The organism is Syntrophorhabdales bacterium (assembly GCA_035541455.1).
Classification (GTDB): domain Bacteria; phylum Desulfobacterota; class Syntrophorhabdia; order Syntrophorhabdales; family WCHB1-27; genus JADGQN01.
This window is the reverse complement of record DATKNH010000007.1, coordinates 1-18,320: the sequence shown is the minus strand read 5'-3', so window position 1 is coordinate 18,320 and position 18,320 is coordinate 1. Positions and strand designations below refer to the sequence as shown.

The following is an 18,320-nucleotide window of genomic DNA, read 5'->3' as shown; positions in this document are numbered from 1 at the left end:
CATGGGGCGCACCTTTGACCCGATCACATTGGAGATTCTCTGGCGGAGACTCATATCTATTGTCGACGAGGCTGATTCGAGCGTTGCCCGTACGGCCTTCTCCAGCCTGCTTCGGGATGCGCACGACTACACGTGCATGTTCACAGACCGGAAGGGCAGGGAACTGGCGCAGGGAAGTTTTGCAACTCCCGGCCAGTCAGGAGCGATGGCGCTCGGGGTGAAGAACCTGGTCAACAGTTTTCCTGCGGATTACTACCAGCCCGGAGATGTTTTTATCACGAACGACCCGTGGGCACTGGCAGGTCATCTGAATGACGTCTGCGTGTGGAGCCCAATATTCCACGAAGGACAGTTGGTTGCCTTCACTGCATGCGTTTTTCATCATTCTGACATCGGCGGCCGTGTCTCCTCGGACAATCACGACGTGTTTGAGGAGGGGCTCTTCATCCCGCTGGTGAAACTCTATGACAAGGGGGTCCTTAATCAGTCTGTTCTGGATATGATCCGGTGGAATGTGCGGACGCCGGACGAAGTGGTCGGCGACATCCGCTCCCAGATCGCAGCCAACCACGTGTGCGCTGAGAAGATATGCCAGATGCTCAAAGAGAGCGGGCTCGACAGCCTCGATGACCTTGCGGACCAGGTCATTGCCTTGACTGAAAAAAGCATTAGGGAAGAAATTGAGAAGGTCCCGGATGGCATCTACCGCGCCAGGGGCATTATTGAGCAGATGAAGGGTGACGATCTGGTCATTCACGCAGCGGTCGAAGTAAAGGGAAGCGATGTGCTCGTGGACCTTGCGGGTTCTTCAGGACAGGTCAACTGGGGCGGCAATGTCGTTTTCAATTTCACGTATGCTTACGTATTCATGGCTATCAAGAGCATGTTTGCAGCGGACATTCCCAATAATGAAGGCTGTGCACGGCCGATCCGGCTCACGGCACCTGAGGGCAGTGTTGTGAACTGCAAATTTCCTGCTGCCGTGGCTGCGCGTATGGGCATCGGTCACTTTATGACTGAGGTCATCTACCGTGCCCTGGCCAATGTTGTTCCCGGTAAGGTAATCGCCGGCTCAGGCGGTACACCGGCAGCGATGAACGTGTTTTACGGGAAAAGAAAAGATGCGAGGCCATGGCACTCGGTTATCATCAGAGGGGGCGGCATGGGGGCAGGTGCTGCCAACGACGGAAACTACGTCTACATTTTCCCGGCCAATGGCGCCAACACACCGGTGGAGATATTTGAAAGTGACACACCCCTCATTGTCGAAAAGAGAGAACTCGTCATCGATTCCGGCGGTCCCGGCAAAATGAAAGGCGGGCTCGGCAAAAGAGAGCTCTTCCGGATACCGGACGATCAGTATGCACCGATGGCACCTGTCAACCTGGGAATCCAGGCCGGCAGGTATGTCTATCCAGCGGAAGGCCTCTTCGGAGGGAAAGAGGGCTCGAAAGCGCAATTTCTCGTCAATGGAACACAGGGGAACCCATACGGCTTGACCCAGCTGAAGCCGGGCGATATCGTCACCATTGATGCTCCCGGCGGCGGCGGTCACGGCGACCCCTTTGAGCGTGAGGCCGAGATGGTGCGGCAGGATGTGATGGAGGGTTACGTCAGTCTTGAACGTGCAAGGAACGACTACGGTGTGGTGCTCAAGCCAGCGACCTATGAAGTGGACGTGGAACAAACTAGAAGGGTAAGAGGATCGAAGGGTGGAAAATAAAATTCTAAATCCGAATATCGAAACTCTAAACAAATCCAAAATCAGAATGTTCAAAAAGGAGCGTCGAAAGCGTCTTCAATTTTGGTCGTTTGATATTGTTTAGAATTTAGGATTTCGACATCAGGATTTCCTGGCAGGAGGAATTATGGCTAAGACATTTATGCCGAGTGTGAAAACGAAAGAGGAGCTGGAGGCGCTCCAGTTGAAAGGCCTCAAATGGACAGTAAAACACGCGTACAACGGCTCGCCTTTCTACAGGCGCAAGTTCGAAGAGACAGGCGTCAAGCCTGCGCAGATCAAGACTATGGACGACATCAGGCGTCTTCCATTCACGACCGCAGACGACCTGAAAGCCGGCTATCCTTTCCCGTTGCTCAGCGTGCCCATGGAAAAGGTAGTGAGAATCCATGCATCCAGCGGCACTACAGGCAAGAGAAAGGTGCTCGCCTATTCTGCCAAGGACATTGATGACTGGGCGAACTTTTTTGCCCGCTGTTACGAAATGGCTGGATTGACCCAACTCGACCGCGTGCAGATAGCGGTGGGTTACGGATTGTGGACAGCAGGAGCGGGCTTCCAGGCAGGCGTGGAGCGTCTAGGCGCCATGGCGATACCGATAGGCCCCGGAAGCCTTGACATGCAGACTGAATTCCTCGTTGATTTTCAAACCACGGTACTCTGCTGCACTGCTTCCATGGGTCTTCTCATGGCAGAAGAAGTGGAGAAGAGAGGCATACGCGATCAGATCAATCTCCAGAAGGTGATCTTCGGGTCTGAGCGAAGCAGCGATGCGATGCGAGCGCGAATACGCGATCTGCTCGGGGTGGAACATATATTCGATATTCCCGGCATGACCGAGCTCTATGGACCGGGAACAGGCCTCGACTGTGTTCATCACACGGGCATTCACTACTGGGCAGACTATTTCATTGTGGAGTTCCTCGATCCTGAGACGCTCGAGCCTGTGCCTGAAGGCGAGATTGGAGAGATGGTAGTGACAACGCTCAGAAAAGAGGCGGCTCCGCTGGTGCGCTACCGGACGAGAGATCTGACACGGGCCATTGCGAGTGACTGTCCGTGCGGCTCCATACTCCCGCGCCATGACCGGTTCCTGGGGCGATCGGATGACATGTTCATTTTCCGGGCAGTCAATGTGTACCCCGGCCAGGTTGACCACGTGCTCTCGCGCATCGAGGGAATAGGCAGCGAATACCAGATTCATCTCGACCGGCGCGCAGACGGCAAAGATTATATGCTTGTTAGAGTCGAAAGAGCCATCGGCTGCCCTGCAGACAGGGATGAACAGTGCAAGATTACGATCCAGAAAGGAATAAAGAACAACATATTTGTCAGCTGTGATTGTGAAATAGTCAACCACGGCGAATTGCCGCGGTCGGAAAGAAAAACAAAACGAGTGTTTGACAAGAGAGACTAGGATTGACATTACGGGGTGAAATTTGTCTGAAATCCTAATCTCTAATATCGAGATTCTAAACAATTTCAAAGACCCCAATCCTCGAAAAGGGAAGCCGTCACTCTTTGAAATTTGGGTAATTAGGATACTGTTTGGGATTTAGAAATTGGATATTCGGATTTAAAAGGGAGGTTCTCATGCTTAGCTACGACTACCACAAGCCTGATTCCTTAAAGGAAGCCCTGGAACTGATGGTGCAATACAAGAATGAAGCGGCCTTTATAGCAGGGGGCACCGATGTCATGGTGCAGATAGAACAGAGAAAGCTGAAACCAAAGGCGCTCATATCGTTGCGCAACATCGCCGAGCTCAAGAGGAGCGATGTGACTGGCATAGGCGGCGGTGTTACCCACCGGCAGCTGCAGAACGATCCGATTGTCCAGAAAGAGCTATCGGCCCTTCATGATGCGGTGTGCAATCTCGGTTCCACCCAAATACGCAATGTTGCCACGATCGGCGGAAACATCTGTACGGCAGCGCCATCAGCAGATACAGCGTGCCCGCTTCTGGTGCTCGATGCCAGGGTAGTTCTGGTGAGTGCAACCGGCGAACGTGAAATCGATCTTGACGAGTTCTTTGTAGGGCCGGGCAAAACAGCCTTACAGAAGGGCGAGATCCTCAAGGAGTTCAGGATCAGGCGTTTTAACGAGAAAACAGGATCGGTATACATAAAACATACCCGGCGGGCCGCGATGGATCTTCCGATTATCGGAGTCGCGGTGCGCATCAGTCTCAACCGCAACGATGTCAAATGCAGAGACGCGCTTTGCGCCACCGAGCCTATATCAAAGATCATGGGGTATTTCGAGAACGAGGAGCTGAAGTGTGAAGATGCACGCATTGCCATGGGTGTTGTGGCGCCACGGCCGATCCGGGCCAAGCAGGCTGAAGCGTCACTCACGGGAAAGGTGCTCTCCGAAAAACTCGTTGCAGAAATAGGCGAGATTGCGGCTTCAGAGTCGTCTCCGAGGGACAGCGTCAGGGGGGAAGCGTGGTATCGGCGGGAAATGGTGCAGGTACTCGTGCGAAGGGGTATCATGAAGGCGATTGAGCGCGTGGTGAGACCGGAGGCAGTTTTTTATCCGGAGAGGCTGTGGTGAAGAAAGCAGGGTCACGGGACGAGGAAATCCAGAGAGGCGGGGCATGGGTCACGGGTCGCGAAAATCTCACAGAAGGATATCAAGAAGCAAGTCCAGAGACTGTGATCTGTTTCTTGTGTCTTTCCGTGACCCATGCCCCGTGACCCATGACCCTAAACCTAAGGAGTCAACATGAAAAGAGAGATGCAATTCACGTTGAATGGAGAACAGGTGAAAGTGGAGGTCGAGCCTACGTGGACGTTACTCTATCTGCTGCGTGAAAAGCTCGAGCTGACAGGCACAAAGCTCGGCTGCGGCTACGGCGAATGCGGCGCCTGCACGGTGATCATGGACGGCCGGGCAGTGAATGCCTGCCTGGTGCCTGTTCTCGAGGCGGAAGGAACGAGCGTGACCAGCATAGAAGGACTGGCAGAGCCCAGCGGGCAACTGCATCCTCTGCAAAAGGCCTTCATAGACCACGGGGCTGTCCAGTGCGGTTTCTGCACGCCAGGTATGATCATGTCTGCGAAAGCACTCCTCGACGAGAAGCAGAGCCCTACAGAGGATGAAATAAAAGAAAGCATCGCAGGTAACCTGTGCAGGTGTACCGGCTACGTGAAGATCATAGAAGCAGTTAAAGCTGCAGCGACGGAACAAAGATAGTATGAAAAGAGCTTCATCAGGCATGAACCAGTCGTCTAGAGCCCTTAGTGAGCACGGCTCGCGAGAGGGGGAGGCTCCAAGTGGCTTTGCAACTGGAGGGGGCGACGTGAGCCCCATTAAATAGCAGGGAGGTAGCTGCCATGGCGGAACTGACATTCGTTGGCAAACCGATACCAAAAAAAGATGCGCCGGCAAAAGTTGTGGGCGAAGCCGGCTACATACAAGACCTCAAAGTGCCGGGAATGCTCCACGGAAAGATACTCTACAGCACGCATCCACACGCGAAGATAACGCGTCTGGATACTTCAAAAGCTGAAAAACTTGCCGGTGTGAAAGCCGTGCTCACGGGCTCGACTATCCCTGCTTTCAAATTTGGCGTGTACAAGGATAACCCGCCGCTCAAGGTCGGCAAAGTCTGTTCGCTCAGGGACGAGATAGCTGCCGTGGCAGCGGTGAGCCCCGAAGTTGCGCAGGAGGCCCTGGACCTGATCGAAGTGGAATACGAAGAACTGCCTGCCATATTCGATCCGATTGAAGCCATGAAGGAAGGCGCGCCTCTCATTCACGAGGAGCATAAGACCAATGTGCTGAAGATGCCGTGGAAGCTCATCGTGGGTGATATCGATGCAGCGAAAAAGGAGTCGGCGTATGTGGTGGAGGATACGTACCGCACACAGTGGGTCACTCATTGCTGCCTCAGCGCGAGCGGATGTATCGCGAGTTTCGACGTAAATAATAATCTTACGCTATACAGCAACACGCAAATCCCGTATCTGGCGCAGAAAGATTTCATGGGAGCACTGGGCACTTTCGGGCTGAAGAATAAACGCGTCCGCATTCTGCAGAGCACCATCGGCGGCGGCTTCGGCAGCAAGCTCGATACCTATGCCTACGAGTACATAGCCATTCTGCTCGCACTGAAAGTGCGCAAACCAGTGAAAATAGTGTTCGGCCGCGAGGAAGAATTCTTCGCGACATCGCCCCGCCAGTGTACCATCACGAAGATATCGCAGGGCTGCGACAAGAACGGCAAGCTCCTTTTCAGAGACATGGAGATGATTCTTGACAACGGAGCTTACACGTCGTGGGGTGCAACGACGCCGTCAGTGATGATGCTGCCCATTTCCTCGCTCTACAAAGTGCCGAATGTGAAGTACATAGCCAAGTGCGTCTACACGAATAACACCTATAGCCAGGCCATGCGTGGTTACGGGAACCCGCAGGCTACGTTCGCGATAGAATGCTCGCTGGAGCAGTTGGCTGAAGCTGCAGGCATCGATCCCTATGAATTCAGGTTGATGAATGCAAATGAGCCGGGAGAGATCACGCCTCAGAAATTCAAGATCACCACCTGCGGTGTAAGGGAGTGCATGGAGGCGGTCAAGGGCCGTCTTGGCTGGACAGGCAAACGCAAGCAGAAGGAGGGGCGCGGCTTCGGTATGGCCGCACTCGTGCACGTGGGTGGCGGCGCGCGAGTCTACAACTCGGATGGTTGCGGGACTATCATCAAAATAGATGATTTCGGTAAAGTCGATGTATTCACGGGCTCATCAGAGATCGGCCAGGGCTCGGACACGGTCGTGGCGCAGATTGTAGCCGAAGTTCTCGGTGTTCCCATCGAAGACATTAATGTAATCAACAACGACACAGATGTTTGCCCCTGGGATGTGGGTGTACACGCGTCAAGGACGACCTTCGTTGCGGGTAATGCTGCGCTTGGAGCAGCGAATAAGCTCAGAGAGCAGATACTTGATCTGGCTGCGGCGACTCTGAATGAAGACCCGAGTGCGCTCGACATAAAGAACGGCACGATCTTCTCGCGGCGCGACAAAGAAAAGAATATCTCCCTCGGGAAAATTTTGAGATCGGCTCACTACTCAGCGGGCGGCAGAGTGCTCATGGCAGAATATTTTTACGATCCGCCTAATGAAAATTTCGATAAGGAGTTCAAGGGAAACCTCTCGGTTGCCTACGCATACGGCGCGCATGGCGTCGAAGTCGAGGTGGACAAAGAGACGGGGCAGGTCAAGATTATCAAGTACGTGGCGGCCCATGACGTGGGCAAGGCCATAAACCCCATGCTGCTTGAAGGGCAGATTTACGGCGGTGGCGTGATGGGGCTCGGGTATGCGCTGAGCGAGAACATGGTCTACAAGAACGGAAAGATAATGAACCCGAATTTCCTCGACTATAAACTGCTCACCGCCAAGGATATCCCACCCGTCGAAGCAGTCATTGTTGAGACGGATGAACAGGCAGGCCCCTTCGGTGCAAAAGGTATCGGTGAACCGGGTCTTGTTCCGACAGCGCCCGCGATAGCCAATGCAATCTATGACGCGGTGGGCATCAGAATGAAGGATCTGCCGATCACGCCGGAGAAAGTGCTGAAGGCGCTGAAAGAAAAGGGGTGAGAGGCAATAGGCGCATGCTTCCTCTGTCAGGGAAAAGAGTCAGGCTTTTGCTGGCTGATTCTTTTCCCTCAACCGACCAACACTGAAATTCACTCCAATAACCCAGCCCCTACATGGACACTGTTTCGGCCCAAATCTTGCATAAATTCTCGTAATATCGCAACCGAAGGGGTTAAGAAGACGACTGTTTCGGCCGATGAATATTTACTAACGAAAAAGGCGGGCGGGATGGAACAAAGAGCACAAGCAATGCAGGAGCTTTCGATTTATTCGATAGAGGGGGACACCCCCGACATGCTCAAGCAGCTTGCTAAGGAACATTGGGCCAAGTATCGGCCCAAAATGTACCAGAGATTGCAGACGAGCGGGGTTCTTGAGGATCTGCTTGAGCGTGCAGTCGAATTTACGCGCGAAGATATGCGCCACCTCGAAAAGCAGCTCAGACAGCAAGGCTACACTGAGGTGGAGGCGCGTGAACAGGCCTGGCAGGAGTTGAGAGCCAAATGGATCCTTCTCCCAAAGGAAAAGTAAAGGCTTAGCTCCCTCTCATTAGTTCCGTTGATTCAATAAATTCGATGTCTTCTGTCAATTCTACACGTATGCCGTATAAGCTGCAGTTCTGAACGAATTGCAACCTGTCAAGCTGGTAACGCTATCGATTAGCACGTACCGCAAGCGAGGTTGCGTCTTGCGGCGCTGCGTATTCTCCTTGACAAGCAAAACCCCTCCATGGCATACATGCAAAACGTCATCACACCCGAAGATTGTGAAACGTCATAAATGCGGCAACGAGGAGGTACACTGTTATGGGCATGCTGAGGTTTACGTTCGCCTGTTCTTCTTATGATCGCATGCAGGCTCTGTTGAACGGAACTATTGTCCCGGAAGGGCTGGATTTCAATTTCATCCCGCTGGAGGTGGAGGAGATCTTCTGGCGGCAGCTGAGGCATCAGGAATTTGACGCCTGTGAAATCTCGTTTTCATCGTACATGATGTCCAAGTCCCGTGGAGATGAACGGTTCATTGCAATCCCTGTCTTTACATCGAGGATGTTCCGTCACTCGTCTGCCTACATCAATGTGAACAAGGGAATCAAGAGCCCCGCTGACCTGAAAGGTAAAACGGTAGGTGTTCCTGAATATCAGATAACTGCGGCTGTGTGGTTGAGGGGTCTCCTGCAGCACGAATATGGAGTTCACCCGAGGGATGTCCATTGGCGGAGTGGAGGGGAAGAAACGCCGGGTCGCGTGGAGAAAGTGAAACTGGAATTGCCGCCTGATATTGACTATCAATCGATCCCCGCCGACAAAACACTTTCCCGCATGCTCGATGAAGGAGAGATTGACGCCCTTCTCACTGCAAGAGCTCCTTCCTCATTTACTTCAGGATCACCCAACGTGAAGCGTCTCTTTGACCGGTACTGGGAAGCAGAAGAGGAGTACTTCCGAAGAACGGGCATTTTTCCCATTATGCATGCTGTTGCAATAAAGAGAAGCGTCTATGACCAAAACCCGTGGGTCGCCATGTCTCTGTATAAGGCGCTTCTTGCTTCTAAAAGCATGACTCTGAAGAATCTTCAGCACACATTTGCCCTCCATGCCACGCTGCCCTGGCTGGTGCGCCATGTGGACGAAACGAGAAAGGTGATGGGCGATGACTGGTGGCCATATGGCATCGAGAAAAACAGAAAGGCCATCGAGGCGCTCTGCCAGTATTCCTTTGAACAGGGTTTGTCTGCGCGGAAGATGACCATAGAAGATCTGTTTGCGCCGGAGACATTCGACGAATTCAAGATCTGAGCCCCGGCGCCATTCAAGCGTATACCTTCGTTGCCCTTCAACCTGTTATTGCTCAGCGCACCGCAGTACGCCTGCGCATCCCAGGCCTCGGCGCGCCTCGGTCTCCATCTTGACTGGTGCTGGGGCTTGGTCCGTCATAGGTTGAGCAAATGTCCGTTCTCATCAAGCCAGGCCTTCCGTTCCTTATAGTCGGGCATGAAGGACTCAAGATCCGTCCAGAATTTCCGGGAATGATTCTTCTCTCTGATGTGAAGAAGCTCGTGAGCAACCACGTAGTCGATAAAGGTGTCGGCCGCCATGACAAGCTTCCAATTGAAGGAGAGACGATTATCCGGCGAGCAGGAGCCCCACTGAGTGCGGGCGGTCATAAGGCGGATTTCCTGTGGCACGAGGTTGAGTCTGCGGCCAAACTCGCGAACCCGTTCCGTGATTTTCTGCAAGGCCATTTTCTTGTACCATCTGACGAAGATTTCTCGCGCCTTGGCTGCATGGTTCCATGGCAAAGAGAATCCATCCGGACAGAAAGAGAGGGTGGGGGCTTTGCCGGTCACGTCCAGGTAGATTAGTGGATAGGATTTACCAAGGAACAGGAATTCCTCACCCGGCAGAAAGCGTTTCGGCTTGCACATGCTTTGTATGGTCAGCCGTTCGGCCAGCTTCCTGGCAACCCATGCTTTGTTCTGCTCGAAGAAGCTTTCTATATCGCATGTGGCAGTGCGCAGCGGCACCCTCATGACTACCCTTCCGTGCCGGTCAATTCGCAAGGACATCGTTCTTCTGCGTTGCCTACTCCTCACCACTAGATAGTCAGTGACGCTAGAGGCCTCTTCCTGCTGGCTGAAAGGCTGATTCTTCTGCGGCATTCTTGCTCTAATCTTTTCTTCAGAGTCCAATTTCTGCCGCGATACCTTTCATCGCGTCAAGGCTGAGCTGCACAAATTCCTCCAGGGGCAGACCGATAGTCTCACACTCCATGATGATATCTCTATTGACTGACGCCGCAAACGCCTTCTCCTTCATTCTTTTCGTTATCGATTTGGGTTTGACGCTCTCCAGCTTTTTGTCCGGATAGACGAGCGCGGTAGCCACTATCAGTCCTGTAATGGTCTCGCCTGCAGCGAGAGCGTGCTGGATCTGGGTTGCCCGTTTTTTCCCTGTAAATGTCTCATTATGCATGGCGACGGCGTCAATGATTTCTTCATCGACATCTCGCGCTCTCAGGATCTTTTCTGCTTCCTTGCCGTGGACCTTCAGGTCGGCGTTACTGAGTTCCACGTCGAGGTCATGCAGCAGCCCTGCCAGAGCCCACCGCTCTTCGTCACCACCCAGTTTTCGGGCTAATGCCCTCATCACTGCTTCAGTGGCATAGCAGTGGTTCAGCATACGTTCGTTCTTGACGTACGTCTGAAGAAGTTGGATCGCCTCCTGCCTTGTCATGAGTGTTTGCCTCCCTCAGATGCAGTTCCCTACCCATACCCGCACGCGGGTACCCGGCTTGCCCGTGGGAATCTATTGGCGCATCTGCTTCTGGCTGCAGGCCAGGTTCTTTGGGACAAATGTCTTCCTGCGGTTGCAGTACACAGCGATAAAAGTCCGGCAGCTTCCAGAGCCGTCGAGCGCTCCATCTTTCGGCAATTCGGCATATTTGCACATGAGGTCACAGAACCCTGTTATAGAGCTCTTTGAGGCCTTTTTCACGGCAACATCCTATCGGGCATTGATTCCTTTGTCAACTCAATCCCTGAGTGCTGAACTCACGCAAGCTGCATAAACGCAATGATACTTGACCTAAATCAAAGCGAAAGCCGGAAGGAAGGTGTATAGTAACAAAGGAAGGCTATGGATAGGAATAGAATTTCCCCGAAGGAAAAATCCGACATCAGCACATTGATGCGCTTTGTCGCAATCTATTGCCGTGAGCACCACCAGGGGGAAAAGGCTCCTTTTTCACTGAAGCAGTTTGACATCAAGCAGATTACGAAAAGAGATATCCCTGTCTGTCCGGAGTGCAGAAGACTCCTCGCCTACGGTATAGGCATGCGCCTTGCCTGCCCGCATGATCCAAAGCCCATGTGTAAAAAGTGCGAAAGCCAGTGCTACAAGGGAGAGTATAAGACCCAAATCAAGGAGATCATGAAGTTCTCGGGAATCTATTTGGTCAAACATGGGCGCATCGATTTGCTCTATCACTATTTCAGGTAACTTCGGACAAGACTGCTCCACTCGACCGCGCCCACCGTCTCAAGCCCCTCTTTTTTGTCTCGGGCCGGTTGCTGCGCTATACTAACCAAAACAGGGACGACGGCCAAGACCAATGGAGACAGCCCGTAGGTTCGCGTATATCGAACCCTTCGAGATCTGTTCGATCAGACCTCCCACAGAGAACTACAGCCTGACCTTCAGGGTGAGCCGCAATTGCGCGTGGAACCGTTGCTTGTTCTGTCCTGTCTACAAGCTCGGAGCGCGCTTCAGTAAAAGACCCCTCGAAGAAGTGAAGAGAGATATAGATAGGGCAGCCATACTTGATGAGGTGGTACGGGAGCGTGTCAGTGGAATAGCAGGCTCGATTGAAGGGGGTTACACGCAGGCAGAGCGGCTCATACGAGAGATCGAGTCTGCGAAGGGTAGGTCCACACCAGAAGGAGAGGATCTGGAGGCACTGGGCTCCAAAGCAACGTCAATACCTCAGTCTTTGACGGTACAGCAAAGATCCGCAGAAGAAGATGATGACGATGAGCGCCTCGTCTGGTTTGCCTCATGGTTCAAAGAGAAACCGAGCATCACGGATAGCGTCTACCATCTGCTCGCCTGGCGGCAAAGCGGGGCACGCACCTGCTTTCTGGGCGATGCCAATCTCCTTTTGCTCTCTGGCGATTACGTGAGTGAGGTGTTGAGCCACATTCGCTGCAGATTCCCAACGCTGGAGCGCTTTACTGCGTATGGACGCACCCAGTCCGCGGCACGTAAGGATGTGGAGGAACTGGCTCTCTTTGCGCGTGCAGGCCTGAACAGGATCCATTTCGGTGTGGAGAGCGGAAGTGACAGGGTACTCCGCTATATGAAGAAAGGCGTGACAGCATCCCAGCACATCGAAGCGTGCAGAAAGACCAGGGAAGCGGGCATTTCGTGCTCTGTTTATGTGATGCCCGGCCTTGGAGGGGCGAGCCTGTCAGAGGAGCATGCAATCGAGACTGCCCGGGTACTCACTGAGGGTGGGCCCGATTTTGTGCGTTTGAGGAGTCTCGAAATATTTCCCCGGACCGGTCTTGCCGCAGCGAAGGCAACAGGCGAATTTGTCGAAGCATCTGAGGAACAGGTAGCAAGAGAAATGAGAGCGCTCATCGAGAACACGAAGTGTGCGATCACTGTCGTGAGCGACAGCGCCTCAAATCTGCTGGATGTGAACGGCCGGTTGCCCGAGGACAGGGCTCGGATGCTTGCGACCATTGACGAATATCTCTCGCTCTCTCCCAGGGATAAACTCGTGTTCAGTCTTCACGCCCGTCTGCAATCTTTTATCGGACAGTACGGGGGTGTTACAGAGGACATACTCAATTTGTTGAGACCGCACTTGCACGGCGGAGGGATCGATCCGGAATCGATGTCCGACTATGAACTGGAGAGGGCAACCAGGTTTATACGTTCAAAGCTGATGCCGTGACCCCGTGTTGACAGTCGGACTACTTCGGCTTGATGAGCGCGCACACCTGATCGGCAAAGGTTTCGCGCGCAGCAGCATCAGAAGGCCCTGTGCCGTCTGTTCCTTCGCAAGCTGCTACCAGCGAGCTCAAAACAGGCTGACGTTTTGCCCAGTTCCACAGTTTGGGAAAGTCCTCATCATTGGAAAAATCATTATTACCGAGGATAAATGCCTTGCACTTCTCGCAGACGTAAGCTATCAGGGAATAGGTCATGAGCGGCTTTTCTTCGTTGTACTGATGCCAGCAGGCGCCCATGGCCTCGGTGAGGTATTTGTCTCTTTGCTCGTTCATGATCAATAAACATGGCATGGAATGGCACGAAAATCAAATTCACACGTTTCGTTTTTCGAGTACCGTATTGAATCTTTGTGTTCGGTCTATATCTACGCTACAATTAACGATGCGTTACACAAGAAGCACGAAGATCGAGGAATTCCCGCGTCGCTTTTCTAATGCGAGCGAAGCAAACCCTAATTCTGGCGACTTCGACGAACACTTAAAAAGAAAAGAAGAGTGAGAAGATGACAATTCCGAAAACGATGCGCGCCATGATACTGGAGCAGCAGGGGAGACCGCTGGTGCTCAAGGAAGTTCCTGTCCCGTTGCCCGGGCCGAATGATGTACTGGTCAAGGTCGATGCCTGCGGGGTCTGCAGGACGGACTTACATGTACTTGACGGCGAACTGCCGCATCCGAAGCTGCCGCTGGTCCTGGGGCACGAAATCGTAGGTACCGTGGTTGCAATCGGTACTGCTGTCACAGCGTTTTCTTTGAGAGACCGCGTTGGAGTACCGTGGCTCGGTTATACCTGCGGCACGTGCCGCTATTGTGTGCGCGACCAGGAGAATCTCTGTGACCATGCTCTCTTTACAGGCTATACCAGAGACGGAGGGTACGCCGAGTATACGGCTGCAGACCAGCGGTACTGTTTTAAACTGCCCAATGCCTATGGCGACCTCGAGGCAGCTCCGCTGCTTTGCGCCGGGCTGATCGGCTATCGCTCCTATCGCATGGCTGGAACTCACGTCAAGACCCTCGGTATTTACGGGTTTGGTGCGGCTGCGCACCTGATAGCACAGGCGGCAGTTGCGCAAGGTAAAACCGTATTTGCCTTCACAAAACCCGGTGACGTCGAAGGTCAGTCGTTCGCCCGCCAGGTCGGCGCTGCCTGGGCGGGGGATTCGGATGTGCTGCCTCCGGAGAGACTGGATGCTGCAATCATTTTTGCGCCGGTGGGCGCTCTGCTGCCTGAAGCTCTTCGGGCGACAGACAAAGGTGGGGTAGTGGTCTGCGGGGGCATACACATGAGCGATATCCCATCCTTCCCCTACCGCCTGCTCTGGGAGGAGAGAGTTGTCAGATCGGTAGCTAACCTGAGCCGAATCGACGCTGAAGAGTTCCTCGCCATTGCGGCCCAGGTCCCGCTCAAAGTTGAATCACGACCGTTTTCTCTCGAACAGGCAAATGAAGCCTTGGAAGCGCTACGGCGTGGGGCTCTCACAGGCGCAGCGGTGCTAGTGATCGGCAGGCGCTGATTTGCCTTCAAGCGTATACCTTCGTTGTCCATCGGCCTGTTCTTACTCCTGCCACCCGCGGATGAAAGGTTTGGCGGGCCGCGGGTGCCCGGCTAAAACAATTGGTACCGCGCAGCCCATGCCTTGGAGCGCCTGGAGAGCGAAGAAAAGGTCTTTCCGTCTCGCTCAACTCCCAATTGACTTCCGAGTGTAGCGTGCCTTATGCTTTACTGCATTTTAGGTGTATGAATAGATATGAATCCTGACAACTTGGCACTCATACAGCAAATAAACAGGCTGTGGAAACCGGTCTATCCTCATCTCGCGAAGCACATAGAAGAGATCTACGGCCGCACTGATGGAAAGCTACTGGAGATCGGACCTTTTTCAGGAGTCATTTTTTCCATCTTGAAGGATGGCATCGGCAGTTCTCATGCAATAGCCTCTTTCCCCCCAGGCATGGCTGAATCGTACTTCCAGGAAGCACAAGAGGAGGGCGTGGTCAACCGCATTCAAATTATCGAGAGCAACCCTTCCCTGGCCGCTGTTGAGACTGCATCAATGGACCTCGCCGTGTTTCGCGGCGCCTTCTTTTTCCCTTCCCTCTTTGAAGCGGACTTGACTGCGGCTTATCGAGTGCTTCGGCCCGGAGGTTTGGCATTTGTGGGCGGTGGATTCGGAAAGTACACGCCCAACAATGTGCTTTTGGCCCTGGGAAAGCAATCGAAGGAACTCAATTTAAGCATAGGAAAGATCGAGATCACCGAGCAATGGGTGCGCAAGCTCGTGATCGACAGCGGCCTTGCAGGCAGGATCACTATCATTGACGAAGGCGGATTGTGGATCATCATAAAGAAATAAGAGCGCCGGAGTGGGAGGAATGGCTGTGAATGAATTACACGTGACGACTGAAGTCCTGGAAATATTCTCTGACTTTGGGTGACCCTGGTGCTACTTCAGTACCGTGCGTATTGATGAGCTGCGGAAGAAGTTCAACATCGTAACAAAGTGGGTAGCTTTCCCGCTCCATCCTGAAATTCCCGAAGAAGGTCTGGCGCTGACCGAGCTCTTCAAGGGCGCTCATATAGACATAAACAAGGTACAGGCACGGCTGAAAGAAGCGGCGGCGGAGCTCGGCCTGCCTCTCGGCGAACGCACCAAGACCTACAACACCCGTCACGCCCAGGAACTGGCAAAGTGGGCTGAGACGCAGGGAGTCGGTGAGGCCTTCCACCGGGCTGTCTTCAAGGCCTACTTCGTCGACGGCGTAAACATAGGAAAACTGGATGAGCTGGTCAAGATTGCCGAGGGCCTTGGACTTTCAGGGGAGGCAGCCAGGAAAGCCCTTCTGTTGAGAACCTATCAATTTGCTGTTGACGATGACTGGGCGCGAGCAAGAGAGATGGGTATCACGGCTGTCCCGACCTTTGTAGTGGGAAGAAACAGGGTCACCGGCGCTCAGCCCTACAAAGTGATGGAAAAATTCGTGAGGGAGAACCTTGAATAAACCGAATACGCACAAGACCTTACCCTTTACGTGCCCCATCTGCGGTCGCAAGACTGAACACCCGATCGAGGCTCTCACGGAAGGAGCTTCACTCACCTGCCCCTTTTGCAAGCTTACACTTACGTTACATGGCCACATGTGGCAAGAGGTGCAGCAGGAGTTGGCCAAGATCGGGTCCGGCATCCAGGGACCCGGGTCCGGCAAGAAGAAGTAGCGTTCAGGCAGTAACAGCGCTCGGCATGCCGCGATCTGTGCGACAGAGGGCCGAATGCGGTTCCCTTTTCTTTGTGCCGTCAGCGGAAAATATCTTATAATAATAATTTACCCTTGCTGGAATACGTACGATGCAGGAAAAAGAAAAAGTAAAAGACGATCTTCTTCGCGAGTTGGGCCGGCAGGAGGAGCCGGTTTCAACACTGGAGATCTGCGAACTGGAACGCGAGGAAGCCCAGACAGAGCTCAAGAAAAGCGAAGATGATGTCCGCGCGCTTCTCAATGCCACTACCGACATCGCATTTCTTATGGATAAGAATGGTGTCATTCTTGCTGCCAACGAAAGTGCTGCCAGGGCTTACCATACAGAGTTACAGAATCTTCTCGGCACTGCTGTCTACGATCTGATTCCACCCTCACTCGCACAATATGCCAGGACAAAAGCGGATGAAGCAATCAGGCTGGGAGTGCCGGTGCGATTCGTGGCGGAATGGAGAGGCCGTTTCCTGGATCACAGCCTTTACATCGTCTCGGACGACAAAGGTGAGGTCACGCGCATTGCTGTCTATGTGCGGGATGTGACGAGACGCAGGCAAACGGAGGAGAAACTCCAGCAGGCTGAAGAAAAATATCGCAAGATCTATGAGAATGCGACCGAGGGCATCTTTCAGGCGACCCTCGATGGTAGATTCATCACGGCAAACCCCGCCCTGGCGCGCACTCATGGCTATGACTCGCCAGAAGAACTGATAGAATCGATTACCGATATCGGCACGCAGCTTTATGTTGATCCGGCTGATCGGGACGATCTTCTGGAGACACTCCGCATCCGCGGCGCAGTACAGAACTACGAAGTGAAAATGCGCCGTCGCGACGGCAGTACGCATTGGGTTTCGATCAATTCCCGTGTCACGCGCGGGGGTCCGGGCGGGTTTATCTACCACGAAGGAACCATGCGCGACATCAGCAAGCGCAAGGAGGCTGAAGAGGCCCTTGCGGAAAGCGAGGAACGGTATCGCACAGCAATTGAGCACTCCAACGATGGGGTGGCGATCATAAAGAAGGGGTTTCACCAGTACGTTAATAGAAGATTCGTCGAAATGTTCGGCTACGATTCTTATAAAGACATCATGGGTACTCCGATCACTATTGTCGTCCATCCCGATGACAAGGAACGGGTCGAAGACATCAATGGAAGACGGTGGAAGGGCGGGACTGTTCCCTCTCGTTATGAATTCAAAGGCATCACAAGAGACGGGAGGACGATCTACATCGAAGTTTCGGCCACGGACACTGTATACCGGAACGAGCCGGTGTCCTTGGTCTATCTTCGTGATGTCACCGAACGAAAGATGGCGGAGGAAGCGCTGCTGCGCTCTCACAGGGAGTTGGAGCAGCTCAACAGGGTGAAAACAAAGGCGGTAAATCATATCTCCCACGAACTGAAAACCCCCCTCGCAGTCATTCAGGGTAACCTCAGGGTACTGAGACGGAAGATGGAAGCAGTTTCGACGGACACGAATATCAAAGGGATCATGGCCGCTCTCGAAAGAAACACAGAGCGTCTTTTGAGAATCCAGCGAGAGGCTGATGAGATATTCATTGCATCACGTGAACTGGAAGCCGCTTCCTTGACGGATGAGCTGGATGTGCTCAAACAGCGTTTGGACGTTTTGGGAAATGTGCCTGCCGAGGTGTGGTCGCATTGGGGGGCCCTGAAAGAATGGCTTAGCCAGTACATCTCCGGCGGTACGGATTTGTTTCAGGCCATCGACCTGTATCCTTTTGTCCAGATGGCAGTGGAGAAGATCAAGCAGAGAGCTGGCCACAGACAGGTGGAACTCCGCGTGGAAGGAGAGAACGACCTTTACATCTACATGGATCCGCGCGTGCTCGCCGAGGTGGTTGACGGTCTCGTGAAGAATGCCATCGAAAATACTCCCGACGGAGGACTGGTGACGGTCACGGTTGAGGAGAAGGAGAACAGGGTCTGGATTCACGTTACCGACACCGGCGTGGGTATCGCAGATGAAGCCCAGCCCTATGTGTTTGACGGCCTCTTTCATGCGGAAGAGACAGAGCTTTATTCATCCAAGAACCCTTACGATTTTGGGGCAGGAGGAAAAGGGCTTGAACTCTTCAGGATGAAGCTTTATGCGAGACGCTTCGGTTTTGAAATTTCGATGAAGAGCAAGCGCTGTTGCTACATACCTACCGAACAGGGCCTCTGCCCCGG

18 protein-coding genes are annotated in these 18,320 nt (G+C 53.3%); 14 read left to right on the top strand and 4 right to left on the bottom strand.

The window, feature by feature from the left end:
• Window position 1: 1 nt before the first annotated feature.
• The 7 genes from VMT71_00530 to VMT71_00500 all read left to right on the top strand — a co-directional run bounded on the left by VMT71_00530 (window position 2) and on the right by VMT71_00500 (window position 9,149).
• The gene (locus tag VMT71_00530; GenBank protein HVN22424.1) at window positions 2-1,723 is read left to right on the top strand and encodes a hydantoinase B/oxoprolinase family protein; all 1,722 of its coding nucleotides are present in this window, start codon (window positions 2-4) and stop codon (window positions 1,721-1,723) included.
• Window positions 1,724-1,868: 145 nt separating this feature from the next.
• Window positions 1,869-3,158 (top strand): phenylacetate--CoA ligase, encoded by a 1,290-nt coding sequence (locus VMT71_00525; protein HVN22423.1) that lies wholly within the window; start codon window positions 1,869-1,871, stop codon window positions 3,156-3,158.
• Between the two features lie 176 nt (window positions 3,159-3,334).
• Entirely contained in the window at window positions 3,335-4,297 is a 963-nt protein-coding gene (locus tag VMT71_00520; GenBank protein ID HVN22422.1) for an FAD binding domain-containing protein, read from the top strand.
• Between the two features lie 171 nt (window positions 4,298-4,468).
• Window positions 4,469-4,939 carry a (2Fe-2S)-binding protein gene (locus VMT71_00515; protein ID HVN22421.1) on the top strand — a complete coding sequence of 157 codons (471 nt, stop codon included), beginning with the start codon at window positions 4,469-4,471 and terminating at the stop codon, window positions 4,937-4,939.
• Between the two features lie 140 nt (window positions 4,940-5,079).
• Window positions 5,080-7,350 (top strand): molybdopterin cofactor-binding domain-containing protein, encoded by a 2,271-nt coding sequence (locus VMT71_00510; GenBank protein ID HVN22420.1) that lies wholly within the window; start codon window positions 5,080-5,082, stop codon window positions 7,348-7,350.
• Between the two features lie 228 nt (window positions 7,351-7,578).
• The gene (locus VMT71_00505; GenBank protein HVN22419.1) at window positions 7,579-7,881 is read left to right on the top strand and encodes a hypothetical protein; all 303 of its coding nucleotides are present in this window, start codon (window positions 7,579-7,581) and stop codon (window positions 7,879-7,881) included.
• 275 nt (window positions 7,882-8,156) lie between these two features.
• A complete protein-coding gene (locus VMT71_00500) occupies window positions 8,157-9,149 on the top strand; it encodes a hypothetical protein (protein ID HVN22418.1) in 993 nt (330 codons plus the stop codon).
• A 134-nt stretch (window positions 9,150-9,283) separates the two neighbouring features.
• Here VMT71_00500 and VMT71_00495 read toward each other — a convergent pair whose 3' ends face one another.
• The 3 genes from VMT71_00495 to VMT71_00485 all read right to left on the bottom strand — a co-directional run bounded on the left by VMT71_00495 (window position 9,284) and on the right by VMT71_00485 (window position 10,847).
• Entirely contained in the window at window positions 9,284-9,919 is a 636-nt protein-coding gene (locus VMT71_00495) for a SprT family zinc-dependent metalloprotease (protein HVN22417.1), read from the bottom strand.
• Between the two features lie 112 nt (window positions 9,920-10,031).
• Window positions 10,032-10,586 (bottom strand): HDIG domain-containing protein, encoded by a 555-nt coding sequence (locus tag VMT71_00490; GenBank protein HVN22416.1) that lies wholly within the window; start codon window positions 10,584-10,586, stop codon window positions 10,032-10,034.
• Between the two features lie 72 nt (window positions 10,587-10,658).
• Window positions 10,659-10,847 (bottom strand): hypothetical protein, encoded by a 189-nt coding sequence (locus VMT71_00485; protein ID HVN22415.1) that lies wholly within the window; start codon window positions 10,845-10,847, stop codon window positions 10,659-10,661.
• Window positions 10,848-10,988: 141 nt separating this feature from the next.
• Here VMT71_00485 and VMT71_00480 point away from each other — a divergent pair, with 141 nt between their 5' ends.
• Together VMT71_00480 and VMT71_00475 are read left to right on the top strand one after the other, a co-directional pair.
• Window positions 10,989-11,351, top strand: a complete 363-nt coding sequence (locus tag VMT71_00480; protein HVN22414.1) for a nitrous oxide-stimulated promoter family protein — start codon at window positions 10,989-10,991, stop codon at window positions 11,349-11,351.
• 112 nt (window positions 11,352-11,463) lie between these two features.
• Entirely contained in the window at window positions 11,464-12,810 is a 1,347-nt protein-coding gene (locus VMT71_00475) for a radical SAM protein (protein HVN22413.1), read from the top strand.
• A 19-nt stretch (window positions 12,811-12,829) separates the two neighbouring features.
• Here the strand turns inward: VMT71_00475 and VMT71_00470 are convergent, their stop codons facing one another.
• On the bottom strand, window positions 12,830-13,141 hold the full coding sequence (locus VMT71_00470) for a hypothetical protein (protein HVN22412.1): 312 nt from the start codon (window positions 13,139-13,141) through the stop codon (window positions 12,830-12,832).
• A 230-nt stretch (window positions 13,142-13,371) separates the two neighbouring features.
• Between VMT71_00470 and VMT71_00465 the strand changes: the two genes are divergently transcribed.
• The 5 genes from VMT71_00465 to VMT71_00445 form a co-directional block, all read left to right on the top strand.
• Window positions 13,372-14,385, top strand: coding sequence for a zinc-dependent alcohol dehydrogenase family protein (locus tag VMT71_00465; protein HVN22411.1), 1,014 nt, complete (start codon window positions 13,372-13,374; stop codon window positions 14,383-14,385).
• A gap of 234 nt (window positions 14,386-14,619) precedes the next feature.
• Window positions 14,620-15,225 (top strand): methyltransferase domain-containing protein, encoded by a 606-nt coding sequence (locus VMT71_00460; protein ID HVN22410.1) that lies wholly within the window; start codon window positions 14,620-14,622, stop codon window positions 15,223-15,225.
• 19 nt (window positions 15,226-15,244) lie between these two features.
• Window positions 15,245-15,871: a DsbA family protein gene (locus tag VMT71_00455; GenBank protein ID HVN22409.1), complete on the top strand. Its 627-nt coding sequence runs from the start codon at window positions 15,245-15,247 to the stop codon at window positions 15,869-15,871.
• Complete coding sequence (locus VMT71_00450; protein ID HVN22408.1) at window positions 15,864-16,085, top strand: hypothetical protein; 222 nt, start codon at window positions 15,864-15,866, stop codon at window positions 16,083-16,085. Before VMT71_00455 ends, VMT71_00450 begins: the two co-directional genes overlap by 8 nt.
• Before the next feature lie 130 nt (window positions 16,086-16,215).
• Window positions 16,216-18,320, top strand: a 2,105-nt coding sequence (locus tag VMT71_00445) for a PAS domain S-box protein (GenBank protein HVN22407.1), incomplete at its 3' end; no start/stop codon positions are given.

Bases quoted from the DNA above. Each gene is read 5' to 3' on its own strand.
- VMT71_00490 (HVN22416.1), bottom strand. From the start codon at position 10,586: ATGACAAGGCAGGAGGCGATCCAACTTCTTCAGACGTACGTCAAGAAC.
- VMT71_00505 (HVN22419.1), top strand. From the start codon at position 7,579: ATGGAACAAAGAGCACAAGCAATGCAGGAGCTTTCGATTTATTCGATA.
- VMT71_00480 (HVN22414.1), top strand. From the start codon at position 10,989: ATGGATAGGAATAGAATTTCCCCGAAGGAAAAATCCGACATCAGCACA.
- VMT71_00500 (HVN22418.1), top strand. From the start codon at position 8,157: ATGGGCATGCTGAGGTTTACGTTCGCCTGTTCTTCTTATGATCGCATG.
- VMT71_00515 (HVN22421.1), top strand. From the start codon at position 4,469: ATGAAAAGAGAGATGCAATTCACGTTGAATGGAGAACAGGTGAAAGTG.
- VMT71_00465 (HVN22411.1), top strand. From the start codon at position 13,372: ATGACAATTCCGAAAACGATGCGCGCCATGATACTGGAGCAGCAGGGG.
- VMT71_00520 (HVN22422.1), top strand. From the start codon at position 3,335: ATGCTTAGCTACGACTACCACAAGCCTGATTCCTTAAAGGAAGCCCTG.
- VMT71_00470 (HVN22412.1), bottom strand. From the start codon at position 13,141: ATGAACGAGCAAAGAGACAAATACCTCACCGAGGCCATGGGCGCCTGC.
- VMT71_00525 (HVN22423.1), top strand. From the start codon at position 1,869: ATGGCTAAGACATTTATGCCGAGTGTGAAAACGAAAGAGGAGCTGGAG.
- VMT71_00510 (HVN22420.1), top strand. From the start codon at position 5,080: ATGGCGGAACTGACATTCGTTGGCAAACCGATACCAAAAAAAGATGCG.
- VMT71_00495 (HVN22417.1), bottom strand. From the start codon at position 9,919: ATGTCCTTGCGAATTGACCGGCACGGAAGGGTAGTCATGAGGGTGCCG.
- VMT71_00530 (HVN22424.1), top strand. From the start codon at position 2: ATGGGGCGCACCTTTGACCCGATCACATTGGAGATTCTCTGGCGGAGA.
- VMT71_00475 (HVN22413.1), top strand. From the start codon at position 11,464: ATGGAGACAGCCCGTAGGTTCGCGTATATCGAACCCTTCGAGATCTGT.
- VMT71_00460 (HVN22410.1), top strand. From the start codon at position 14,620: ATGAATCCTGACAACTTGGCACTCATACAGCAAATAAACAGGCTGTGG.